Annotated in this window: 22 protein-coding genes and 1 tRNA gene; 16 read left to right on the top strand and 7 right to left on the bottom strand. The window is 42.9% G+C overall.

Annotation, left to right across the window (positions count from 1 at the left end):
• The first annotated feature begins 88 nt into the window (after positions 1-88).
• The 12 genes from folP (at position 89) to pnp (ending at position 12759) form a co-directional block, all read left to right on the top strand.
• On the top strand, positions 89-910 hold the full coding sequence (gene folP / locus NKI27_RS03610; RefSeq protein ID WP_265048333.1) for a dihydropteroate synthase: 822 nt from the start codon (positions 89-91) through the stop codon (positions 908-910).
• Between the two features lie 3 nt (positions 911-913).
• Entirely contained in the window at positions 914-2257 is a 1344-nt protein-coding gene (gene glmM, locus NKI27_RS03615) for a phosphoglucosamine mutase (protein WP_265048334.1), read from the top strand.
• A 140-nt stretch (positions 2258-2397) separates the two neighbouring features.
• Entirely contained in the window at positions 2398-3150 is a 753-nt protein-coding gene (tpiA, locus tag NKI27_RS03620) for a triose-phosphate isomerase (protein ID WP_265048335.1), read from the top strand.
• Between the two features lie 4 nt (positions 3151-3154).
• On the top strand, positions 3155-3541 hold the full coding sequence (gene secG, locus NKI27_RS03625; protein ID WP_265048336.1) for a preprotein translocase subunit SecG: 387 nt from the start codon (positions 3155-3157) through the stop codon (positions 3539-3541).
• A 100-nt stretch (positions 3542-3641) separates the two neighbouring features.
• A tRNA-Leu gene (locus NKI27_RS03630) sits at positions 3642-3727 on the top strand.
• A 322-nt stretch (positions 3728-4049) separates the two neighbouring features.
• Positions 4050-4508 carry a ribosome maturation factor RimP gene (gene rimP, locus NKI27_RS03635; protein WP_406802846.1) on the top strand — a complete coding sequence of 153 codons (459 nt, stop codon included), beginning with the start codon at positions 4050-4052 and terminating at the stop codon, positions 4506-4508.
• 20 nt (positions 4509-4528) lie between these two features.
• Complete coding sequence (gene nusA / locus NKI27_RS03640; RefSeq protein WP_265048337.1) at positions 4529-6022, top strand: transcription termination factor NusA; 1494 nt, start codon at positions 4529-4531, stop codon at positions 6020-6022.
• A 27-nt stretch (positions 6023-6049) separates the two neighbouring features.
• Positions 6050-8557, top strand: a complete 2508-nt coding sequence (gene infB, locus NKI27_RS03645) for a translation initiation factor IF-2 (RefSeq protein WP_265048338.1) — start codon at positions 6050-6052, stop codon at positions 8555-8557.
• 95 nt (positions 8558-8652) lie between these two features.
• Positions 8653-9075 (top strand): 30S ribosome-binding factor RbfA, encoded by a 423-nt coding sequence (rbfA, locus tag NKI27_RS03650; protein WP_265048339.1) that lies wholly within the window; start codon positions 8653-8655, stop codon positions 9073-9075.
• A gap of 5 nt (positions 9076-9080) precedes the next feature.
• On the top strand, positions 9081-10019 hold the full coding sequence (truB, locus tag NKI27_RS03655; protein WP_265048340.1) for a tRNA pseudouridine(55) synthase TruB: 939 nt from the start codon (positions 9081-9083) through the stop codon (positions 10017-10019).
• A 73-nt stretch (positions 10020-10092) separates the two neighbouring features.
• Positions 10093-10362 carry a 30S ribosomal protein S15 gene (gene rpsO, locus NKI27_RS03660; RefSeq protein WP_265048341.1) on the top strand — a complete coding sequence of 90 codons (270 nt, stop codon included), beginning with the start codon at positions 10093-10095 and terminating at the stop codon, positions 10360-10362.
• Between the two features lie 297 nt (positions 10363-10659).
• A complete protein-coding gene (gene pnp, locus NKI27_RS03665) occupies positions 10660-12759 on the top strand; it encodes a polyribonucleotide nucleotidyltransferase (RefSeq protein ID WP_265048342.1) in 2100 nt (699 codons plus the stop codon).
• A gap of 40 nt (positions 12760-12799) precedes the next feature.
• Here the strand turns inward: pnp and NKI27_RS03670 are convergent, their stop codons facing one another.
• A complete protein-coding gene (locus NKI27_RS03670; protein ID WP_265048343.1) occupies positions 12800-13684 on the bottom strand; it encodes an alpha/beta hydrolase in 885 nt (294 codons plus the stop codon).
• 377 nt (positions 13685-14061) lie between these two features.
• Between NKI27_RS03670 and NKI27_RS03675 the strand changes: the two genes are divergently transcribed.
• The 3 genes from NKI27_RS03675 to NKI27_RS03685 all read left to right on the top strand — a co-directional run bounded on the left by NKI27_RS03675 (position 14062) and on the right by NKI27_RS03685 (position 17129).
• Positions 14062-14544, top strand: coding sequence for a DUF3015 domain-containing protein (locus NKI27_RS03675; RefSeq protein WP_265048344.1), 483 nt, complete (start codon positions 14062-14064; stop codon positions 14542-14544).
• 179 nt (positions 14545-14723) lie between these two features.
• Positions 14724-16622, top strand: coding sequence for an Lnb N-terminal periplasmic domain-containing protein (locus NKI27_RS03680; protein WP_265048345.1), 1899 nt, complete (start codon positions 14724-14726; stop codon positions 16620-16622).
• A gap of 195 nt (positions 16623-16817) precedes the next feature.
• Positions 16818-17129, top strand: coding sequence for a TRL-like family protein (locus tag NKI27_RS03685; RefSeq protein ID WP_265048346.1), 312 nt, complete (start codon positions 16818-16820; stop codon positions 17127-17129).
• 119 nt (positions 17130-17248) lie between these two features.
• On the opposite strand, the gene NKI27_RS03690 is transcribed toward NKI27_RS03685, so the two are convergent.
• The 6 genes from NKI27_RS03690 to NKI27_RS03715 form a co-directional block, all read right to left on the bottom strand.
• Positions 17249-17950 carry an ABC transporter ATP-binding protein gene (locus NKI27_RS03690; protein ID WP_265048347.1) on the bottom strand — a complete coding sequence of 234 codons (702 nt, stop codon included), beginning with the start codon at positions 17948-17950 and terminating at the stop codon, positions 17249-17251.
• On the bottom strand, positions 17951-18718 hold the full coding sequence (gene livG, locus NKI27_RS03695; RefSeq protein ID WP_265048348.1) for a high-affinity branched-chain amino acid ABC transporter ATP-binding protein LivG: 768 nt from the start codon (positions 18716-18718) through the stop codon (positions 17951-17953).
• Positions 18711-19979, bottom strand: coding sequence for a high-affinity branched-chain amino acid ABC transporter permease LivM (locus NKI27_RS03700; protein WP_265048349.1), 1269 nt, complete (start codon positions 19977-19979; stop codon positions 18711-18713). Before NKI27_RS03700 ends, livG begins: the two co-directional genes overlap by 8 nt.
• The gene (livH, locus tag NKI27_RS03705) at positions 19979-20908 is read right to left on the bottom strand and encodes a high-affinity branched-chain amino acid ABC transporter permease LivH (protein ID WP_265048350.1); all 930 of its coding nucleotides are present in this window, start codon (positions 20906-20908) and stop codon (positions 19979-19981) included. The genes NKI27_RS03700 and livH overlap by 1 nt, the downstream gene beginning before the upstream one ends.
• A 146-nt stretch (positions 20909-21054) precedes the next feature.
• Positions 21055-22173, bottom strand: coding sequence for a branched-chain amino acid ABC transporter substrate-binding protein (locus tag NKI27_RS03710; protein WP_265048351.1), 1119 nt, complete (start codon positions 22171-22173; stop codon positions 21055-21057).
• Between the two features lie 373 nt (positions 22174-22546).
• Entirely contained in the window at positions 22547-23074 is a 528-nt protein-coding gene (locus NKI27_RS03715) for a hypothetical protein (protein WP_265048352.1), read from the bottom strand.
• 384 nt (positions 23075-23458) lie between these two features.
• Here NKI27_RS03715 and NKI27_RS03720 point away from each other — a divergent pair, with 384 nt between their 5' ends.
• Positions 23459-23917, top strand: a complete 459-nt coding sequence (locus NKI27_RS03720) for a hemerythrin domain-containing protein (RefSeq protein ID WP_265048353.1) — start codon at positions 23459-23461, stop codon at positions 23915-23917.
• The last annotated feature ends 6 nt before the right edge of the window (positions 23918-23923 follow it).

The raw sequence follows: 23923 nt of genomic DNA on the forward strand, positions 1-23923 counted from the left end.
GCTAATTTGCTTGTGATATGTAAAGGCGCGAAATTATCGCGCCTTTACCATTTCTAACGATTCAAAATCTCCTCAATTGGTATTATTAATGAATTTTTCAGGTCAGGATTTAGATTTATCTAGTCCTAGGGTTATGGGGATTCTAAATGTTACGCCCGACTCTTTTTCAGATGGGGGGCGTTTTAATACATTGGATTCGGCGCTTTTTCAGGCTGAAAGCATGGTTAAAGCCGGTGCCAGTTTTATTGATGTAGGTGGTGAGTCGACTCGGCCTGGTGCTATTCCAGTCTCGTTAGCTGAAGAATTAGAGCGCGTTTGCCCGATTGTTGAGCTGATTAAACAAAACTTAGATGTCGTTATTTCAGTTGATACAAGCTCGCCTAAGGTAATGACTGAGTCGGTGGGGTTGGGTGCAGGGCTTATTAATGATGTGAGGGCTTTGCAGCGAGAGGGTGCGGTAGATGCCGCTATTAAGTTAGGTGTGCCGGTTTGCTTGATGCACATGCAGGGTATTCCTGAAACAATGCAAGATAACCCTGAGTATCATTCAGTTGTGGGTGTAGTAGAAGATTATTTAGCGGGTTGTGCTGATCAGTTGATTGCATCGGGCTTTGATCGCGAGAAAATTATCGTTGATCCTGGGTTTGGTTTTGGTAAGACGCTCTCGCATAATCTTCAGTTGTTAAATGCGATTGATCGATTGGTTCTTAAGGGTTATCCCGTATTGGTTGGGGTCTCTAGAAAATCAATGATAGGGGCTATTCTTGATAAGCCAGTAGATGAAAGAATGATTGGAAGTGTAGCTGCGGCCACTGTTGCAGCATACAAAGGTGCCTCTATTTTAAGGGTGCACGATGTTAAAGAAACGGTTGAAGCAATGGCTGTGGTGCAGGCTTTGCTTAAGGAGTGAGTGATGGGTGCGAGAAAATATTTTGGAACAGACGGTATTCGAGGCAAAGTGGGTGAAGGTGCGATTACCCCAGAGTTTGTTCTTAAGTTAGGTTGGGCTGTCGGTCAGGCATTTAAGCAGCAAGGCCAGCGCGGTAAAGTATTAATTGGCAAAGATACGCGGTTATCGGGTTATATGTTTGAGTCAGCTCTAGAAGCTGGGCTTTCGGCGGCTGGTGTTGATGTGGGGTTGCTCGGGCCGATGCCGACACCTGCCATTGCTTACTTAACACGCACCTTTAGAGCGTCAGCGGGTATTGTTATTAGTGCTTCCCATAACCCTCACTATGATAACGGTATTAAGTTTTTCTCTCAGCAGGGGTTTAAGTTGGATGACACCCTTGAGCGCAAAATAGAAGATTTGCTCGAGCAAGATATTGAGGTTGTAGAATCTGCTCATTTAGGTAAGGCCTCACGCATAGAAGATGCTGCAGGGCGTTATGTTGAGTTTTGCAAAAGTACCGTGCCATACAATATGTCGCTTGAAGGGTTGAATATTGTGTTGGATTGCGCGCATGGTGCGACTTACCATGTTGCACCGTCAGTGTTCAAAGAGTTGGGTGCCAACATCACGACGTTAGGTGTTGAGCCGAATGGCTTGAATATTAACAAGGATGTGGGTTCAACCAGTCCGGAGCAGCTAGTGAAAGCTGTGTTAGAGCAAGGGGCCGATTTGGGTATTGCTTTTGATGGTGATGGTGATCGTGTTGTTATGGTTGACCATAAGGGTGAAGTGGTTGATGGTGATGAGTTGATCTACGTGATTGCCAGCAATCGCCATCGTGGTGAGCGCTTAGGGGGGGGAGTAGTTGGAACCTTGATGACCAATTTTGGCGCCGAGCTAGCTTATCAAAAGATGGGGGTTCCGTTTATTAGGGCTAATGTTGGTGATCGGTATGTGATGGAAAAATTGGTCGCCAATGATTGGTTGTTAGGTGGTGAGGGTTCTGGTCATATTCTTTGCCTAGATAACTCTACGACGGGTGATGCCATTATTTCTGCTTTGCAGGTGCTAATTGCAATGTGGGAAGAAGGGAAAACGCTTAATGAAATGAAAGGTGGGATGGAAAAGCTTCCACAAACCATGGTCAATGTTAAAGTCGCCAAGAAATTTAACCCTGCGGCTCATCCAGATATCGCTAAGGCGATTACAGAAGCAGAAGAACGTTTTGCTGGTGAGGGTCGAATCTTGTTACGAGCTTCAGGTACTGAGCCTGTTATCAGGGTCATGGCAGAAGGGCGTGATGAAGCGTTGGTGTTAGATATTGTATCTACCCTTGCAAAAGTAGTTGAAAGTGCAAAAATTTAACCGTTAATAACGACAAATCGATAGTTATTTAATAACTATCGATATTTGCTATGTTTCACAGAAAAAACGCAGTAGCGAGTACTTGTAAGTTGTAAATAACTCGGTTAGTATTTGCGCCTTCTTAAATGGTGGTAAAAATAATGCGCCGTAAGATTGTTGCTGGCAACTGGAAAATGAACGGAAATCGTCAAGTCGCTCAAGATTTGGCTGTAGGTGTTTCTAATATAGCAGATAGCCTAGAAAGTTCCGTTGAGGTGATAGTATCGCCTCCTTATATATTTATGGCTGACGTTATTAGTCATATTGCTTCTAGTGTTAATGTTTCATCACAAGATGTCTCAAGCAATGATAATGGTGCGTTCACTGGTGAGATTTCAGCTGATATGCTGGCTGAATTTGGATGTACTTACAGTATTGTAGGTCATTCAGAGCGAAGAGCGATGTTTGGTGATACAGATGACGTTGTAGCAGCGAAAGTTGCTAAGTGTATTGAAAAAAATATCCACCCTATAGTATGTGTAGGTGAGACGCTCGAAGAGCGTGAGTCTGGAAAAACCCTTGAGGTAGTTGGAGATCAATTACGAAGGGCGCTGCAAAATTTAGATGAAGCTGGATTAGAGAAAGTTATCGTAGCTTATGAACCAGTTTGGGCGATAGGTACAGGTAAAACAGCGACACCAGAACAGGCTCAGGAAGTGCATGAGTTTATTCGGGGTGAGATAGCCGTTATTAATGAGGTGGTTTCTCTGAAAACACCGATTATTTATGGTGGTAGCGTTAATGCCGAGAATGCGAAGAGTCTTTTCGCTATGGCTGATATTGATGGGGGGCTGATTGGTGGTGCCTCGTTAAAACTTGAAGAATTTGAAGTTATTTGTAAGGCGATAGGTTAATAGTATGGAATGGTTAGAGACGGTAGTTCTTGTGGTCCATGTGCTGGTCTCTGTTGGCCTGATCGGATTAGTTCTTCTTCAGCAGGGCAAAGGTGCTGATGCAGGCGCTTCCTTTGGCGGGGGTGCTTCACAAACAGTATTTGGAAGTCAGGGAACAGGTAACTTCTTGACTAAAACAACCTCGCTATTGGCGTTGGTGTTTTTTATAACAAGTTTTTCTTTGGCGATATTTGCTAAGCAGCACGCTAAAGTGGTGGTTGATCAGGGTATTGCTGTTCCTAGTGTTAAAGAGAATGTTTCTTTGGATGTCAACGGTAATGCAATAGATGGTCTTGAGTCACCTCAGTTAGAGACTCAAGAAGAAGGGTCAGTTGCACCTGAGCTAGAATGATATCTGACGGTTAATTACAAATAGTTAACATTGTTGAGTGGATATTGTTACCGAACAGGTATAGCGAAATAGGTTTAGAAAGTAAGTAGTAAGCGTTTTAGCCGAAGTGGTGAAATTGGTAGACACGCTACCTTGAGGGGGTAGTGCTCTATGGGCGTGCCGGTTCAAGTCCGGCCTTCGGCACCAAATAAAAGCGACTTGAGATGATCAAGTCGCTTTTTTCGGTTTAAAGGGGGTGGTTAGCACCCAAAGATAAAGTGCTGTTTTCTTGACCATATAGGCTAGTGGGAATATAATGCAGCGATCGAATACGGGTTTAATGGCTCGTGAAGTAGAGGTTTGTCGTAGTTATTACATGCTTCTACATTAATGGTTACAGATATCTACAGTAATGGTTGTAGAAATCTTGCAAAAAGCCCCTCATGCAGGGGCTTTTTGCTAGTTTAAAGTGGGCAATTAAGGCCCATTTTTTATTTGTGCTGAAAATTAGTGGTCTCGGAGTATTATATTGTCCGGAAAACAACGGTTGCTTGATGAAATGATCCGCCCAGTGGTTGAAGGCTTAGGCTTTGAATTTTGGGGGATGGAATTTGTATCTCAAGGTAAGCACTCAGTGTTAAGGGTGTTTATCGATAGTGAAAACGGCATCACACTCGAAAACTGCGAAGTTGTCAGTCGACAAGTGAGTGGTGTGATGGATGTAGAAGACCCTATTGCGGGTGAATACGCATTAGAAGTCTCTTCTCCGGGTATGGATCGTCCACTGTATACGCTTAACCAGTATGAGCGCTATGCAGGGCATAAAGTGAGTCTAAAACTCCGAATGCCCTTTGATGGAAGAAGAAAGTTTGAAGGTGTGCTGAAAGGTATTGAAGGCAGTGATGTTGTTATAGTGGTAGAGGATAATGAATATCTTTTTCCCGTTGACAGCATTGACAAAGCTAACGTTGTACCACAGTTTGATTAAATGGTTTTGAGGGCAACGCAATGAATAAAGAAATATTGCTAGTTGTAGAAGCGGTTTCTAACGAAAAAAATGTCGATAAAGATGTAATATTTGAAGCTATCGAGTTAGCGCTTGCTATGGCAACAAAGAAACGTTACGACGAAGAAGAAACTGTAGATATCTACGTTAATATTGATCGTAAAACAGGCGAATATGAAGCGTTCCGTCGTTGGACTGTGGTAGATAATGATACCGTTCCTGGGTTAGGCGATGACTTAACACTTGAAGAAGCACATGAAATCAACGCTGCGTTACAGCCAGGTGATATTCATGAAGAGCAGGTTGAGCCAGCAGCTTTCGGACGGATTGGTGCTCAGGCAGCAAAACAAATTATTGTTCAGAAAGTAAGAGAAGCCGAAAGAGCTAGAATCGTAGACAGCTACCGTGAAAAGGTAGGTGAATTGGTTTCTGGTACGGTGAAGAAAGTTACTCGAGATAACGTGATTGTTGATCTGGGTAACAACGCAGAAGCATTGCTCCCAAGAGACAATCTTATTCCTAAAGAAATCTTTAGAATGGGTGATCGCGTTAGAGCGCTTCTTGCAGAAATTAGCACTGAAGGGCGGGGTCCACAGCTGATCCTTAGCCGTACTAGCGCTGATATGTTGATAGAACTGTTTAAAATTGAAGTGCCAGAAATCGCTGAAGAAGTGATTGAGATTAGAGCCGCAGCAAGAGACCCAGGCTTAAGGTCTAAAATTGCGGTTAAAACTAATGATGGTCGCATTGACCCCGTTGGTGCTTGTGTTGGCATGCGTGGCGCGCGCGTACAGGCCGTTTCAGGCGAGTTTGGTAACGAGAGAGTTGATATTATCCTGTGGGATGACAACCCTGCTCAGCTTGTCGTTAATGCGATGTCACCTGCAGAAGTCGCATCTATTGTTGTTGATGAAGATACTCATTCAATGAGTGTCGCGGTTGCTGAAGAGAATTTGGCAATGGCTATCGGTCGTGGAGGCCAAAACGTACGGCTCGCAAGTGAGTTGACGGGTTGGGTACTTAACGTGATGACCGAAGATGAGGCGGGCAGACAGAAAGAAGAAGAAGTAGGCCGCTTTGTTCAAAACTTTATCGAAGCGCTTGATGTTGATGAAGGCTTGGCTACAGAGCTTGTAGATGAAGGGTTTACTTCATTAGAAGAGATTGCATATGTGCCATTAGAAGAAATGGTTGCAATCGAAGGCTTTGATGAAGATTTAGTAGAAGAGCTTAGAAAAAGAGCGAAAGATAAATTGTTGAATCAGGCTATTGCTTCTGAAGAAGCACTTGAAGGTAGTGAGCCTGCAGAAGATCTTTTGAACATGGATGGAATGGAACGACACCTAGCATTTGTTCTCGCCAGTAAAGGTATCGTTACAATGGAAGATCTTGCTGAGCAATCGGTTGATGATCTTATAGATATTGAAGGCATCGACGAAGAACGTGCCGGCCAATTAATTATGACGGCTCGAGCACCCTGGTTTGAAAACCAGTAGTAGTGGCGAGAAGTAGGAGGACAAATAATGTCAGAAGTTACAGTAAAAAAACTCGCCGAAGATGTAGGCGCTCCCGTCGACCGTTTGTTAAATCAAATACAGGCCGCGGGTCTTAAGCATACTTCAGAATCAGATGTAATGTCTGCTGATGAGAAACAGACGCTGTTGTCATTTCTGAAAAGAAGTCACGGCGAATCTGATGCGGAAGCAAAGAAAATTACGCTAAAGCGTAAAACGACCAGCACATTAAAAATTGCCGGTATGCAGGGTAAAACCAAAACAGTTAATGTAGAAGTTCGTAAAAAGCGTACTTATGTTAAGCGCAGCGAATCAACGGTTGACCTTGAAGCTGAGAAGCAAAAGCAGCAAGAAGAAGCGTTAGCTCTTAAAAAAGCTGAAGAAGCAAAAATTCAAGCTGAAAAAGAGCGTAATGACGCAGCGGCTAAAAAGTTAGCAGAAGAGCAAGCCAAGCTAGCTAAAGAAGGCAATAAAGATCAAGCAGCACCGGCTAATGAGCGTAAGCATAGAAGCCCAGAAGCTGCACCTAAAAAAGCACACGCACCTGCTAAAGATGATGCTAAGAAAGGTCATAAGAAAAAGGGACGTGGTGATGACGATAATGAAACTCGTCGTAGAGAAAAAGCAAAATCTGCAGGTAAAGGCGGACGTAAAGGTACGTTAGTTTCGTTGACTGGCGATGAAGAGTCTCGTCACCGCAAGCTACGCAACAAGAAAAAGTCTAAAGCTGACAGAGATCATCAGTTTGAGAAGCCGACAGCCGCGCAAATTCATGAAGTAGAAGTGCCAGAGAGCATTACGGTCTCAGAGCTTGCTTCAAGAATGAATGTTAAAGGTACTCAGGTTGTTAAGGTGCTGTTTGGTTTAGGCGTAATGGCCACCATTAACCAGACGATAGATCAAGAAACAGCCACCTTGGTGGTTGAAGAGATGGGTCATACTGCGAAACCGATCCAAGATGATGCTGTTGAAACTAACATCATTGACTCTATTGACTATAAAGGTGAAGAGATTACTCGAGCGCCTGTTGTTAGTGTTATGGGTCACGTTGATCATGGTAAAACATCACTGCTTGATTATATTCGTCGGGCTAAAGTTGCATCAGGCGAATCAGGTGGTATTACCCAGCATATCGGTGCATACCATGTCGAAACAGGTCATGGAATGATATCGTTCTTAGATACACCTGGACACGCAGCGTTTACTGCAATGCGAGCACGTGGTGCGAATAGTACCGATATTGTTATTTTGGTTGTTGCTGCAGATGATGGTGTTATGCCTCAGACTGAAGAAGCTGTTCAGCATGCTCGTTCAGCAGGCGTACCTATTATCGTTGCGATCAACAAAATAGATAAAGAATCAGCTGATCCTGATCGTGTTAAGAATGAGCTTGCTGCAAAAGAAGTTATTCCAGAAGATTGGGGTGGTGATGTTCAGTTTGTAGAGGTTTCAGCTCATACTGGTCAAGGTATCGATGAGCTTCTTGATGCCGTATTGCTTCAGTCAGAAGTTCTTGAGCTTAAAGCAGTACCGTCTGCACCTGCAAAAGGTGTTGTTATTGAAGCGAGCCTTGATAAAGGGCGTGGTGCTGTTTCAACGGTATTGGTACAAAACGGAACGTTACATCAAGGTGATGTGGTTATTGCCGGCATGTACTTCGGTAAAGTGAGAGCCATGCTTGATGAAAACGGAAAGAAAGTCACCGAAGGTGGACCTTCTATTCCGGTTGAGATCTTAGGCTTAAACGGAACGCCAGACGCAGGTGATGACTTTATTGTTGTACCTGACGAAAAGCGCGCTCGTGAAGTGGCTAACTTCCGTCAAGGTAAGTACCGTGATGTTAGATTCCAGCGTCAGCAGTCTGCCAAGCTTGAGAATATGTTCCAAGGCATGGGTAAAGACGAAGTTAAGAACCTTAATATCGTTCTTAAGACTGATGTTCGTGGTTCACTTGAAGCACTAACAACAGCACTTGCTGATATCGGTAACGAAGAAGTTCAGGTTAAGATTGTATCGAGCGGTGTTGGTGGAATTGCTGAAACTGACGCTAACTTAGCATTGGCGACTAACGCGGTTATCATTGGCTTTAATGTGCGTGCAGATGCAACAGCGAAGAAAGTGATTGATGCTGAAGGTCTGGATCTTCGTTACTATAGTGTTATCTATGACATTATTGACCACATTAAACAAGCGCTTACGGGTATGTTGGCGCCTGAGTTTAGAGAAGATATTGTCGGTCTTGCAGAAGTGCGTGATACGTTCCGCTCACCTAAGTTTGGTCAGGTCGCTGGTTGTATGGTGACTGAAGGTACGATTTATCGTAACAAGCAGATCCGCGTTCTTCGTGATAACGTGGTAATCTTCGAAGGTGAGTTAGAGTCACTTCGTCGCTTTAAAGATGACGTTAATGAAGTTCGTTCAGGTACTGAGTGTGGTATCGGTGTTAAGAACTACGACGTTAAAGTTGGCGATAAGATAGAAGTATTTGACTCTGTGAGAGTTGAAAGAAGCCTCTAAGCAACATAGTTTGGCGTCTCATGAGAATGAGGCGCCTTATTTGCTGGTTTTTTAGTTGATCTATTCATAGATCAAAATAGTTAAATAGAGAATATATGCCTAAAGAATTTAGTCGTACCCAAAGAATCGCAGATCAAATTCAGCGAGAGCTAGCTCAACTGGTTCAAACTGGTTTGAAAGACCCCCGTATTGGTATGGTCACGATCAATGATGTAAGAGTTAGTCGTGATATGGGGTATGCTGATGTGTACATCACTGTTCTGACAGCAGAAGAATTGAACGAGCATTCAGATGAAATCAAAATGACGCTAGATGTTCTTAATAAAGCGGCAGGTTTCTTAAGAAATGAATTAGGGCGTTCGATTCAAATCAGAATGGTTCCTCATTTAAGGTTTTATTTTGATAAAACGGTTGGTGAAGGTCGTAGAATGTCTACGCTTATCGATCAGGCCCGTTCTAAAGATCAGCAACTTGCTGGTAATCGTTCAGATACTTCAACTGATGAATCTGAGGATTAATTCTTTTGGGTCGTAGGAAAAAAGGCCGTAAGATCAGTGGCGTTCTTCTTTTAGATAAACCCACTGGTATTACTTCTAATAAAGCGCTTCAGAAAGTCCGCTGGCTGTTTGATGCTAACAAAGCAGGCCATACCGGAAATCTTGATCCGCTAGCCACCGGCGTTCTGCCGATCTGCTTTGGCGAAGCCACTAAATTTTCTCGTTATCTGCTCGATGCAGACAAAGCGTATCGCACCACTGCTAAGCTAGGCGTTATCACTGATAGCGGCGATAGTGACGGCAACGTTCTCGAAACCAGACCCGTGAGTGAGTTTCAGCGTGAAGAATTGCTGAAAGTCATCAATCGCTTTATAGGTGATGTTGAACAAGTCCCCCCCATGTATTCTGCTCTCAAGCATAATGGTAAACCATTATATGAGTATGCGCGTGCGGGTGTCGAAATCGAACGTAAAATCCGAACGATCAAAATCTTCAAAATTGAATTACTTGATGTAAGAGATGGCGAGTTTGATCTAGAGGTTTACTGTAGTAAAGGCACTTATATTCGAACGCTAGTTGAAGATATAGGTGAGATACTAGGTTGTGGGGCTCATGTTTCAATGCTTCGGCGAATAGAAGCGGGGCCATTTCCGCTTGATCGTACGGTTACGATTAGCCAATTGGAAGCGCTTCAAGAACGTGACGGAGCAGCCGCGTTAGATCCTTTTTTGTTGCCGATTGATATAATGTTAGATGGATTTGATCAGATTTGTCTAAATAGTGAGCAATCTGGCTCGATATTACAAGGGCAAGCGGTTAGAATAGCGCATTCTTTAAAATCTGGCTTAATTCGTCTTTATTCTAACGACGAAGAGCAAGGTGAACGATTTCTTGGCATGGCCGAGATAATGGACGATGGTGAAATAGCACCGCGTCGATTAGTAAATTTCGAATCTAGTGATTAGATCGAAAGTTCGGTAGCTGTAAATATGCGCGGTTACTGAAAACTTTAAATTAATGCATATTTAGGAGACTAACATGGCGTTAAATGCCGAAGAAAAATCAAAAGTTGTAAGTGAGTACCAGCGTGAAGCAGGCGATACTGGTTCTCCTGAAGTTCAAGTTGCATTGTTGACAGTAAACATCAACAAATTGCAGGGTCACTTCAAAGAGAACAAGCAGGACCACCATTCACGTCGCGGTCTTATTCGCATGGTTAACCAGCGTCGTAAGCTGCTTGACTACCTGAAGAAGAAAGATGCTAGCCGTTATGTTGATCTAATTGCTCGACTTGGTCTACGTCGTTAAGATTCAGGCGCAATACTTCTTGTCAGAAGCGGCCTATAAGAAACTATGTTTCGTAGGTGTCGTTTTATAGACGCGTTGTATGAGTACCGGGTTATTCTCTTATAGGGGTAATCCGGTATTTTTTTTTTGTGCTATGGTGTTATGGTTACACTGTATCTATATAAGATGATTTTTTTATAAAGCGTTTTACTAGAGCAGAAGTCTTACTAGAAAGAACTTATTGGTGTTATTTCGGATGATGTAAGCCGTTATAGCAGGTTGGAACTGGGATATATAAAACAATTGACAGGAGCCGTCGTGACTACGGTAACAAAAACTTTTAAATACGGTAATTCTACAGTGACCTTGGAAACAGGTCGCATCGCGCGTCAAGCAACAGGCGCTGTACTTGTGTCAGTCGATGACACCTCTGTTTTAGTAGCAGTTACTGCTGCAAAGAGCACTAGACCAGGACAAGACTTCTTTCCATTGTCTGTTCATTATCAGGAAAGAAAATATTCAGTAGGTAAAATACCGGGTGGTTTCATTAAGCGTGAAAACCGTCCAAGCGAAAAAGAGACTCTGACTTCACGTTTGATTGACCGTCCTATTCGTCCTCTTTTCCCTAAAGGCTTCATGAACGAAGTGCAGGTTGTTTGTCAGGTTATGTCGGCAAACAAAACTCAAGATGCTGATATCGCCGCGATGATTGGTGTTTCTGCAGCTTTAAGTATTTCAGGCGTTCCTTTTAAAGGCCCTATCGGTGCAGCACGTGTTGCGTTTTCTGATGAAGACGGTTATGTGTTAAACCCATCTTACGAGCAGCTAGAAACATCATTACTAGACATGGTTGTTGCGGGTACTAAAGATGCGGTACTCATGGTTGAGTCTGAAGCTAAAGAGCTAACTGAAGACGAAATGTTAGGTGCTGTATTATTTGCACACCAAGAAATGCAAGTGGTGGTTGATGCTGTTTCTGAATTCGCTGCTGAAGCGGGTAAAGAAAAGTGGGAGTGGACTCCAGAAGACGTTAATCAATCTGTACTTGAAGCCGTTAAAGCGGGTTATGCAGATCAAATTAACGAAGCCTATACTATTAGTGACAAAATGGCGCGTTATAGCCGTTTAGGTGAGATTCGTACTGAAGCAGTAGAAAAATTAGCCGGTGACGAAGAAGGTCAGGCAAGTGCCGATGACGTTAAAGGTTTCTTCAGTAAGCTTGAAAAAGATGTTGTTCGTAGCCGTATCATCAAAGGCGAGCCTCGTATAGATGGCCGTGACACGAAAACTGTTCGTGGTGTAAATGTAGAAGTGGGTGTATTACAAAATACACACGGTTCAGCACTCTTTACGCGTGGTGAAACACAAGCGATTGTGACCACTACTTTAGGTACTGCTCGTGATTCTCAACTGGTAGAAACGCTACAGGGCGAGAAGAAAGAAGCCTTTATGCTTCACTATAACTTCCCTTCATATTCTGTTGGTGAGTGTGGCCGTATGGGTGCGCCTGGTCGTCGTGAGATTGGTCACGGTAAATTGGCTAGCCGTGGTATGCAGGCGGTTCTTCCGACTCAAGAAGACTTCCCTTACGCAATCCGTGTAGTGTCAGAGATTACTGAGTCTAACGGTTCAAGCTCTATGGCCAGTGTTTGTGGTTGTAGCTTGGCACTTATGGATGCCGGTGTTCCTCTTAAAGCACCCGTTGCTGGTATTGCAATGGGCTTGGTTAAAGAAGGCAGTGAGTTTGCGGTATTAACCGACATCTTGGGTGATGAAGATCACTTGGGCGACATGGACTTTAAAGTAGCCGGTACTGCAGAAGGTGTAACGGCACTTCAGATGGATATCAAGATCGAAGGTATCACTGAAGAGATCATGGAGATTGCTCTAGAGCAGGCTCAAAATGCACGTATCGAAATCTTGGGCGAAATGAACAAGGTTATCGAATCTTCACGTGACAAGGTTTCTGATAAAGCACCTTCAATGCACAACCTTAAGGTTCACCCTGATAAGATTCGTGACATCATTGGTAAGGGCGGTGCAACTATTCGTTCTATCTGTGAAGAAACGGGCGCTTCGATTGATATTGAAGACGACGGTTCAGTTCGAGTTTACGCTGATACTTTAGAAGGTGCAGAAGCGGCGATTAATCGTATTAACGAAATCACAGCTGAAGCAGAAGTGGGAGCAGTCTACGAAGGTAAGGTTGAGCGTATCGTTGATTTCGGTGCCTTTGTAAATATCTTGCCTGGTAAAGACGGACTAGTACACATCTCTCAGATTTCTCAAGAGCGTATTGAGAACGTGAAAGATGTACTGTCTGAAGGTCAGATGGTTAAGGTTAAAGTGCTGGATGTTGATGCACGCGGCCGTATTAAACTGACCATGAAAGGCCTTGAAGAAGGCGCAGAAGGTTAATTCTGTCGCTATTTAATAAAGGGAGCTTATGCTCCCTTTATTATTGTTGACGCGAATAATATTCTAAGAATCTAAGCGTGTAATCGATATACCCCGCTGAGCTGAATGTTGCTGTATGAGGTGTGCCGGTAATAAGAAACTCTTTAGGTTCAGAGGCTTGTTGAAAAATCGACTGGCCATGATGAAAAGGAATGACGACATCATTTGTACTGTGAATCACCAATAATGGTATCGGCGCAATATTGGAGAGGTGATTATCAGAGTCATACGTTGATGGTATTAACCAAGACAACGGATACTGTAAAGGCCAGGTTAACCACACATCGCTTAGTTTCTCTTTGGCAATTCCTCTAAAGCTAGGGAAGCCTGCATCAATGATAATGCCGTTAACATGTTTTTCTAGCCCGCTGTTATGGCTTGTAAAACTAAGGGTTAATGCTGCCCCTAAACTTTGCCCTAAGATAAAGACATCTCTCTGCTTATCTGACGTTTGGGATATTACCCATTCATAACCTGTGTTTATATCGGTGAGTGCGCCAGCTATATCGGGTGTCCCTGTTGATTTACCAAAGCCTCGATAATCTAGGGCGAATATTTCATAGCCTTCCTCGACCATCCATACCACGCTTCCTGTATGTGTACTGATGTTTTCAGCATTACCATGTAAGAAGTAGACAATGCCTTTGCTTTGTTGGTTAGGTTTAAGATGCCAGCCATGCAGTGTTTCTCCATCGACCGTTGTCAAAAAAATATCATTGAACTCAATATTGGCTTGCTTAGGTGTAAAGTAATGGGTTTTATCTGGGTAAAAGAATAGACCGCTGCAGCCACTAATATTTAAACAAGCGACGATTAAATAGATATAAAAAGTAACTGCACGATGCGAACGATGAGTGTGCTTCAGTAGAGATTGTTGTGGGTGCATGGTTAATTTACAGGTTATTTAGGTAGGAAAAAAATCAAAAAATATCGATTAGCATAACAGTATCTAGCTATTAACATAACAGTAACTTGCAAAGAGTTTGAAATCAGACTTTTTTGTGATGAATATGTTTGCTTTATTTAACCTCTTCTACTTTAATTCAAGGTAGCCACTTGAAAAGATGATGTTTTTTTGGGACGATCACTTTCGAAGGAACGGCTATTGAAAGGTCTGCTGGCAACAGCGATCAAGACATAGATAAGATGGGCTTACTGCGTTTTACTCTGTTGAGTTAAATGGGTGTAGTTAGCTAATCAAGAATTTCAAATGTAATGCATCGATTCGATGATATGCAACGAATGAAAAGTAGAGGAATTACAATGAAAAGAGTTTTATTGGCAACAGGTTTAATGGCAGCTTCTTTATCAGCTTCAGCAGTTGTTCCAGGTGGCGATAGCTGTGGTTGGGGTAACATGTTGTTTGAAGGTCAATCAGGTCTTCCTATGCACGTTGTAGCATCTACTACTAACGGTACTTCAGGAAACGCTACATTCGGTATGACCAGTGGCACTAACGGTTGTTCTGCTAACGGAACACTTACTTATGGCGGTAAGTCAATGATTGACTTGTCTAGCATCATGGGTGAGTTTTCAGAAGATGTTGCGCGCGGACACGGTGATGCACTGACTACTGTTGCAGTTGCACTTAATGTTCAAGCTGAAGATCGTCAGGTTTTTGATGCGGTTATGCACGAAAACTTCGCTGTCATTTTCCCAAGTGAAAATGTAACGGCTGAAGATGCAATGGCATCAGTATTGAAAGTGATGAAGGCTGATAGCCGTTTAAGCAAGTACGCAGCTTAATCATCCTCTAAAGAACACCTATTTAGGTAGGTGTTCTTTATTTTTTGTACGTTTCGATGAATGTTGAACGCTTCTAATCCGCTAATCACACCTTGTATCGTTCAGACATCGTTTTATTGGAGCAGTGCACGACTCTCTAAGGCACTCATTCTTTCTTATACTCTTCTAAGTTTTCTAATATGCACTTTTTTCGTTTGTTGTTCTCTCTCTCTCTGATAGGGGGATTGTCAGGTTATGCGCTAGCAGAAACTCAAGCCGATGATCGCGCCGGTTATGCTCACTCAGTTAAGCAAAAAGCAGCCATGCTTAAGCTATCCGAAGATGATACTTGGCGAAAATTACTGCACTATCGACGCGACTATTTTTCAGGTACGGGTGTTAGTAGTTATGTTGATGATGCCACGTTCTTTTATGCGCCTGATGGTCATTTTAATGCTGAGAACGAGTTACAAAGTACTATTGATGCGTTTTTTATCAGTGAAGACTTAGATGGGCAGCATGCTCAATGCCGTTTTGTTTATCGCTTTAAATGGATTTCAGAACAACTCGCACTGGACTCAGAAAAACTGCCTGCTGTTCGTTGTACTGAATATATCGAATGGAGAGAGCAGGTGAATGCGCATTCAGTCTCTCTTATATTTCCTGCAACTGCCTTGAATAGCCCATCTTCGATGTTCGGGCACACGCTACTAAGGTTTGATCCTAAAGACATTGAAGGTGGCTCTGACTGGCTATCGTATGCGCTCAATTTCGGCGCCAATATTAACAATGATGATAATTCCATCTCTTTTGCGTTTAGAGGGTTGGCGGGTGGTTATCCTGGCGTTTATAACATGATGCGCTATTTTGAGAAAATCAAAGAATATAACCGAATGGAGAACCGCGATATATGGGAGTATAAGCTCAACTATACACCTGAAGAAGTTGACTTGATTTTGACTCATGTGTGGGAGTTAAAAAACATTAACTTTGACTATTATTTCTTTGATGAAAACTGTGCCTTTAGACTTCTTGAATTGTTAGAGCTGGTAAGGCCAGAAGTGAATCTTACCGAGCGCTTTAAACTTGATGCTATCCCTACTAATACGGTGAGGGCAGTAGTAGACGAAGGGTTAGTTGAAAGTACGTATTTTAGGCCTTCGGAATTAGCCGAACTTCATGCTCGCATTGAGTCTTTACCGAAGGATATTCAACGTTTGGGTAAAGCACTATCTAATGATATTGATGTTATGAATACGCCAGAGTTTGAGGCTCTGAATCAGGCTCAAAAAGGTGAAGTGGTGCAAATTGCATATAGCTACCTACGTTATATACAACTTCAAACCCAACGTGATGAAGCGATGGCTAAACGAAGCTATCAGTTATTATTAGCACTTAATAAACTATCGTCTAAAAAGGTGGTTGTAGATAGACCAGATGCCCCTGAAACCGGTCATAAAACCATTACTGCAGGTGTTTCGGTTGGTGAGCGGAATGATGAGGTGTTTCAGCAGATTAATTACCGTGTGACTTATCATGACTTGCTAGATAATCAGAAAGGCTATTTACGTGGCGCTCAAATTATTTTGTTTAATACCGAATTAAGACACTATAACAATGATGGTTTAAAGCTCAATCGATTTGATCTAGTGGATATTACCTCGTTATCAAAAAGGAACTTATTCCTAACACCTCTATCATGGAAAGTTCAGGTGGGCTACGAAAGGGTCTATAGCCGCAATGAGGAAGTGGGTGTTGTACAGTTAAACGGTGGGGCAGGTCACAGTTATGAGTTGTCAGATAACGTCGAGTTATTTGGCCTGTTAACTGGGAGAATTGAGCACAATAAACAGTTTAATTCGATTCTTGAGCCAGCTATTGGTGTCGAGACGGGCCTACTTTATTATTCACCTATAGGGACTCAAAAAGTGGACTTTTCTGGCTCGCAGTTTTTAAATGACGATTATCGGATGAGGGCTGGGTTTACTCAGAACTTTAATCTAGGTGTTAATCATGCGGTAAGAGTGTCATTAGCGCAGGAATGGCATAACGATGATGACTTCTACGATATATCGATCGGTTATCGGTATTATTTTTAAGCCAACTGTTTGGCGTGATAGATCTATAACATAAGACGTTCGCGCCAAATTGGCGTTCCTACAATTTAAACATATACTTGCTTTGGCTTGACCTATTTTAAATAGGTCTTGTTGCCTCTAGAAACCTGAGATTAAATTCAGTATAGTGCCCCCTCCAAATGGAATGAATTTATTTATTATCAAGGGAACTTCTAAATGAAAAAAGTACTGATGACTGGTTTAGTTTCAGCAAGCCTAATGCTTGGTGGTTGCGCAACCTCTATGCCTGTTGGTTCATTATTAACGAGTGTAAATTTACCTGTTGCAGCAACGGCAAATACAGGTAAGTCAACCAAAGTTGGTGAAGCTTCTTGTACTAGTATTTTGGTACTTGTTGCTACAGGTGACTGTAGTATTGAGGCCGCTAAGAAGGCGGGTGGAATTACTTCCGTCAACCATATCGATTGGAAAGCGAATAATATCCTAGGTATTATTGGTAACTATAAAGTTGTTGTACACGGTAACTAATCGTAACGGGTTAAGTTGTATCTAAACAACTTGTAGGGGTGCCTCTTTGGCGCGAAGATCTTGTTCAGTAGACCTATCGCGCCAAATTGGCGCTTCTGCAGTTTAGTTTATCTCTGGCTTTAGCCGCCTAAGTAAGCCTTCCGGACATCTTCGTTCACAAGCAAGTTATCGCCCGTATCCTGAAGTACCACCTCTCCGTTTTCTAGTACATAACCTCTGTCGGCGAGCCGTAATGCCTGATTCGCATTCTGTTCAACCAAAAATACCGTCATGCCTTCATCTCTCAGTTGTTCAATAATTTCGAATATCTGATTAATGATAATAGGTGCTAGACCCAGTGATGGCTCATCGAGAAATATCATGCGTGGTTTAGTCATCAGCGCACGACCTATGGCAAGCATCTGCTGCTCGCCACCAGACATGGTACCGCTGCGTTGGCTTTGGCGTTCTTTTAACCGAGGAAATAACTTAAAAACGTATTCCAAAGTTGAGTCGAATTCTCGCTTGTTAGTAAAGAAACCACCCATATGTAGGTTCTCGAGCACCGTTAATCCTGAAAATACTCGACGTCCTTCTGGTACGATGGCTAGACCGCTTCGCATAATATCGGCGGTGTTAGCCTGGGTTATGTCTTTACCTTCAAAGAGAATCTGGCCAGAGCTGGCTCTAGGATCGCCACATACCGTCATGAGTAGTGTGGATTTTCCTGCACCATTGGCCCCAATTAAAGAGACTATTTCTCCTTCGTTGACCTCTAGCGATACACCTTTTAAAGCTTCAATCTTACCGTAATGGGTATGAACGTTTTGTAGCTTGAGCATTTACACCTCTCCCAAATAAGCTTTGATGACGTCTGGGTTAGCTCTGATTTCATCAGGGGTTCCAGAGGCGAGTGGTTGGCCTTGATTGATAACGTAGATTCGATCAGAGATACCCATGACCAAGTTCATATCATGCTCGATCAGCAAAATAGAGACGTTATAATCTTCTTTAAGGCTAACAATGAGCTCATCAAGCTCTTTTGTTTCATTAGGGTTTAGGCCTGCTGCGGGTTCATCGAGCATCAGTAGACCTGGCTCAGTTACCATACAGCGTGCTATTTCGAGTCTTCTTTGCTGTCCATAAGCGAGGTTGCCTGCTTCGCGGTTAGCGAACTCGAATAGGTTTACTTTCTTAAGCCAGTAAACTGCTCGGTCAATCGACTCTTGCTCTTTTTTGCGGTAAGACGGAGTCTTTAAGAGCCCTGAGAACAAGTTGGTGTTGACGTGCCTGTGCTGCGCAACTAGCAAGTTCTCAATAACAGTCATTTGACTAAAGAGTCGAACATGTTGGAACGTTCTGACCATTCCCAAGCGGCTAATTTTAAAGTCTGCAAGGGTATGAATTTCTTTTCCCTTATAGTTAATATTGCCGCCCGTGGGCTTGTAAAAACCACTTATACAGTTAAATACGGTGGTTTTACCTGCACCGTTAGGGCCAATGACAGAAATAATTTCTCGCTCGTTCACGTCGAGAGATACGCCATTAACAGCCAGTAGGCCACCAAAGCGCATTGATAAGTCTCTAACTTTTAACATCGGTTCAGACATTGGTCAGCTCCATATGTTTACGTTTCATCGGGAGCAAACCCTGTGGTCGCCAGATCATCATTAGTACCATCATTAAACCAAACATTAGCATGCGGTATTCTTGGAATTCGCGAGCCAGTTCTGGCAGTACGGTCATAGCCACAGCGGCTAAAATGATACCAAGTTGCGAGCCCATGCCTCCGAGCACAACAATTGCTAGGATGATGGCAGATTCAATAAAGGTGAACGATTCAGGGCTTATAAATCCCTGTCTTGCCGAAAAGAAAGCACCTGCAAACCCAGCAAACGAAGCGCCAATAGTAAAGGCTGAGAGCTTGATAACAGTTCTATTTAACCCTAGTGAGCGACAAGCAATCTCATCTTCGCGTAGTGCTTCCCATGCTCTACCTACTGGCATGCGCATAAGTCGTCGGATGACATAAATTGTGAGCATTACGAGTACTAGCGCCAATAAGTAAAGGAATATAACTTTATAGCCGCTGTTGTAATCTATACCGAAAAATTCATGGAAGGGGATGTTGCCTTCTTCTTTTGCTCTTCGCCCAAACTCTAAACCAAATAGCGATGGCTTAGGAATGCTACCAATACCGTTAGGTCCACCGGTAAGGTGGGTCCAGTTGTTAAGGAGTATGCGGATAATCTCACCGAACCCTAGCGTTACGATAGCGAGGTAATCGCCTCTTAACCTGAGTACAGGGAAGCCAAGGATAAATCCAAATGTTGCAGCGAATAACCCTGCAAGAGGAAGGCAAACCCAAAAGGATAGCCCAAAGTATTGATAAAGCAGTGCATAGCTATAGGCGCCTACGGCATAGAAAGCAACGTAGCCAAGATCTAATAGTCCTGCTAACCCAACAACAATATTTAGCCCTAGACCTAGCATAACGTAGATTAATACTAGTGTTGCAAGGTCTACATTGCCTCTAGACGCAAAGAAAGGCCAAGCTAAGGCCAGTGCAAGGACAACAAATGTGAATATTCTTTCACGCTTGTCTCTTTGAGCTTGAGAGGTTGCTACGGATGATGCATACGCCTTTCTAGGAAGGGGAATGTTTTTGGCGATGCTGATAATGCTTTCTTTCCATAGTTGGAAGAAAAATACCGCTAAGGACGCCAGTGCAATATAGATGAGAGTGGTTGATTCTGCACCTTCAAGTCTTGGTGTTAGGCCATCAGAGACAATATTTAACCCTAATAGCGGAAAGGCCAGAACAAACGTAACAACACCTGCGATTAATGCAGGAATAAATTTATCATTCATCAAATCTTCTCCACCTCTGGTTTTCCGAGCAAGCCAGTCGGACGGAATAACAAAATAAGTATTAATAAACCGAACGAAACAACGTCTTTATATTCAGAGCTGAAGTAAGCGGATGTCATACTTTCAGTAACGCCAAGTAATAGACCTCCGAGCATTGCCCCAGGAATACTACCTATGCCACCCAATACCGCGGCGGTAAATGCTTTAAGACCCGCTATAAAACCAATATAGGGGTTAGTGACACCGTAATACAAACCCAGAAGAAGACCCGCAACGGCGGCAAGTGCTGCACCAATAACGAATGTAAGCGAAATGATTCTGTTGGTATTGATACCGAGTAATCCAGCCATTTTCATATCTTCAGATACGGCTCGGCAAGCGCGACCCATACGAGATTTGGCAATAAAGAATGTGAGTCCGCCCATGGTGATGAAGGTTGCTATAAATATAAAGAGTTGCATATAAGATAGTGACGCCTGAAAACCTTCAGGTGGGCCAAAGCTCCACCCCCCCTGTATCAACGAAGGCATAGCAATATCTCTTGAGCCTTGAGCGATACGTACATAGTTTTGCAAGAATATTGACATGCCGATTGCTGAGATCAGTGCAATGAGCCTATTTCCACCTCTTACTGGCCGGTAGGCTACGCGTTCAATAGCCCAACCATAAGTACTTGAGATGAACATTGAAATCGCAAGGGTAATAATAAGAATAAGGGGTAAATATTCGATACCCAGTAAGGGGATTAATCCGCTAATGGCGATAAACGAAACATACATGCCGATCATGTAAATTTCACCGTGGGCAAAATTTATCATGCCGATAATGCCATATACCATGGTATAGCCTATGGCGATTAACGCATAGGTACTACCGATAGTCAGGCCATTCAGTAATTGCTGAATGAAATAGAGGGTTGCTTCTAACATCAATGGGCTCCAGGCTCTGTTTAACTAGTTGGTGCTGTACACTGGATGATTGTCACCCAAAACAACCTTGTTTTAAGATGCCAATGATACAAAAAAACACCCTCTTTTTATAAAAGAGGGTGTTTTGTTTTTAGTGCTTAAGTGGCTTATTTGGCGAGTGTTTTGCTGCCATCTGCATGCCATTGGTAAACGACAAAATCAAAGCTCTTCAAATCACCTTTTTCGTCAAACTGAATATCTCCAGTTGGCGTTTTAAAAGTCATTTCGCGCATTGCTTTCTGAACTTTATCAGTGTCAGTAGAGTTTGTTTTCTTCATTGCGTCTGCCATAACTTGAACGGCAGAGTAGGCGGTTAAAACAAATGCGCCGCTCGCGTCTTGCTCTTTTGCTTTAAACGAAGCGACGAGGTCAGCATTCTCAGGACGCTGGTCAAAGCTTGGTGGTAGCGTTACAAGGAGTTGCTCTGATGCTGGCCCTGCAATGGCACTTAAATCTTTATTACCAACACCTTCTGGCCCCATAAACTTAGCTTTGAATTGCTTTTCAGCAGACTGGCGAAGAATTAGGCCTAGCTCTGGGTGGTAGCCGCCGTAGTAAACAAAATCAACGCCTTCTTTTTGTAGCTTAGCAATCAATGATGAAAAGTCCTTATCACCCGCGGTAACACCTTCGAACATGACAACATTAATGCCTTTGCTTTCTACGGTCTCTTTTACTGCGCTGGCAATACCTTCACCATATTGCTGCTTGTCGTGGATGATAGCCATTTTGGTTGGCTTCACTTTATCTGCGATATAGTTACCAGCGGTAGGGCCTTGGTGGCTATCTAGGCCGATGGTACGGAACACCATTTTGTAACCGCGAGAAGTGATTTCAGGGCTAGTAGATGCCGCAGTTACCATCATGATGCCTTCGTCTTCATAAATGTCTGACGCAGGTTGAGTCGAACTTGAACATAAGTGACCGACTACATAGCTAACGCCATCATTGACGATTTTGTTTGCTACTTGAACCGCTTGCTTTGGGTCGCAAGCGTCATCGTAGATTACGCCTTCTAGCTGCATGCCATTAACACCACCAGCCTCATTGATCTTGGCGATGGCCATTTGAGCACCGATCATTTGCATATCACCGTACTGTGCTACGGGACCTGTTACTGGGCCAGCAAGACCTATCTTTAATGTTTCTGCCTGTGATAGTGCGGCTGCACCCATCATCACTAAAGATGCACTAAAACCCAGAATTTTCTTGTTCACTTTTTTCATTATTATGATCCTGATATTTCAAATGATTGTATTTACAGGTATGGACTACCTTGATCGGTATTCCCGTTGATTAAATGTCCGGCTCCGACAAACTATGAGCGTGTTTTATGCTCTAGGAGGTCATTGGGCATCAATACTACAAAGATTGCAGATTGATGAAAAGCCCGAAAATTGTAACGGTTATTTAAGCAAGCTTATGACAGGCTCGGCATAATGCAAGTAAGATTACCTCTGTACGCTGAAGATAGTTTAATTTTCAGTGGGTTATCTTCGGTCTAACTTAAAAAAATTTATGCACTTTAGGTCTAAAGTGCAAAATAATAAAGTTCAATAAGTTTGCATAATTATTAGAAAGTATGAGAGTGGTAAGCGGTTACTCCTGCTCATTGCCTTGTTTGGCGGGGGGGGACATCAACTTGAACGCCTGTTTTACTTTTATGCTGTCACTGGCTGAATCCACTTTAAGGACTAATTGGTGCGAAGTTGAACGTTCGCCTGAAGCGAGAATATGCTCAAAGCCTTTAGATTGGTTTTTTGCAGGAATGCTAATGCTATTGTTTGCATTTCCTTTTTTCGAGCCTATACCTTGTCGGCGAAGGTATGCATTGTCGATATCTAAAGCACTCATTTCAAAAAGCGTATATTCGTTCGAAAATTTAGCATGCACAAATTTTTTGAAGGTTGTGCTGTAAAACACCTTCTCACCGTACTTTAATTTCTTATTGACGTAATCCAAGGTCGATTGCCAGCTGCCCTGAGTGTTGGTTTGTGATGGGCTCAAACCCGACATTTCTGATTTTAAAATTTTGGCAGGGTTATCAGGATTAGCGTCAATTATTTTGACTGTTGAACATCCGTATAGGGTAATGAGGCTAAGCAGCGCTCCTAGTATGAACTTCATCGTTACATCCTTCTATTGGTCATCTGGCGTCTAGGTCATTGGAATAAGCAAGAATCTATAAGGTAACAAATGAAAAGCGAAACTTATATGAATATAAAGAACAAAAAAAAGGGCACTTAGGTTGCGATAACCTAGTGCCCAAAGCTCTTCTCAGATGACAGGGAAGAAATGAATTAAATAACGTGAGGCCATTTTAATAAAATATAGACTGAGCGAAATAGGTGATTACCCCTATATCCCGTCAATCATCAAAGCGAGCCCTTACACTGGGCATGTGTTCTTTCTGAACCTATTTGATGTAAATCATTTAGATTTTCCCTGTAGTTTTTGATACTTACGCTCAACAATCAGAACTGTCAAAAACAAAAATGAGACTCAATGTATATGTCTTCAATATCAGAATTAATGACCGATGACCATCGTAGCTGTGATGAAATTTATGCTAATGCTGAAGAGGCGATCGCCGCAGGCAAGTTCGATTCAGGGCTAGCACTCTGGATGGAGTTTAGTAATAGAGTTGAGCAACACTTTACACTTGAAGAACAAACGCTATTCCCCGGGTTTGAAGAGGCGACGGGAATGCGTGCAGGGCCGACAATGGTTATGCGTGGTGAGCACCTTCAAATGCGCGAGATGCTGAAATCGATTACTGCTGCGATAGAAGGTAAAGACGCGGATGATGCTTTAGGGCAGTGTGAATCTTTAATGATATTTATGCAGCAGCATAATATGAAAGAAGAGCAGGTTCTCTACCCAATGCTGAATGACGCATTACCGAAAGAAGAGACTGAACAGAAAATTAGCAGCGCTCTAGTGGCTGTTCAAAACGTAACAAGTGGGTAAAGAGTG

Source organism: Alkalimarinus alittae, from assembly GCF_026016465.1.
GTDB classification, from domain to species: Bacteria; Pseudomonadota; Gammaproteobacteria; order Pseudomonadales; family Oleiphilaceae; genus Alkalimarinus; species Alkalimarinus alittae.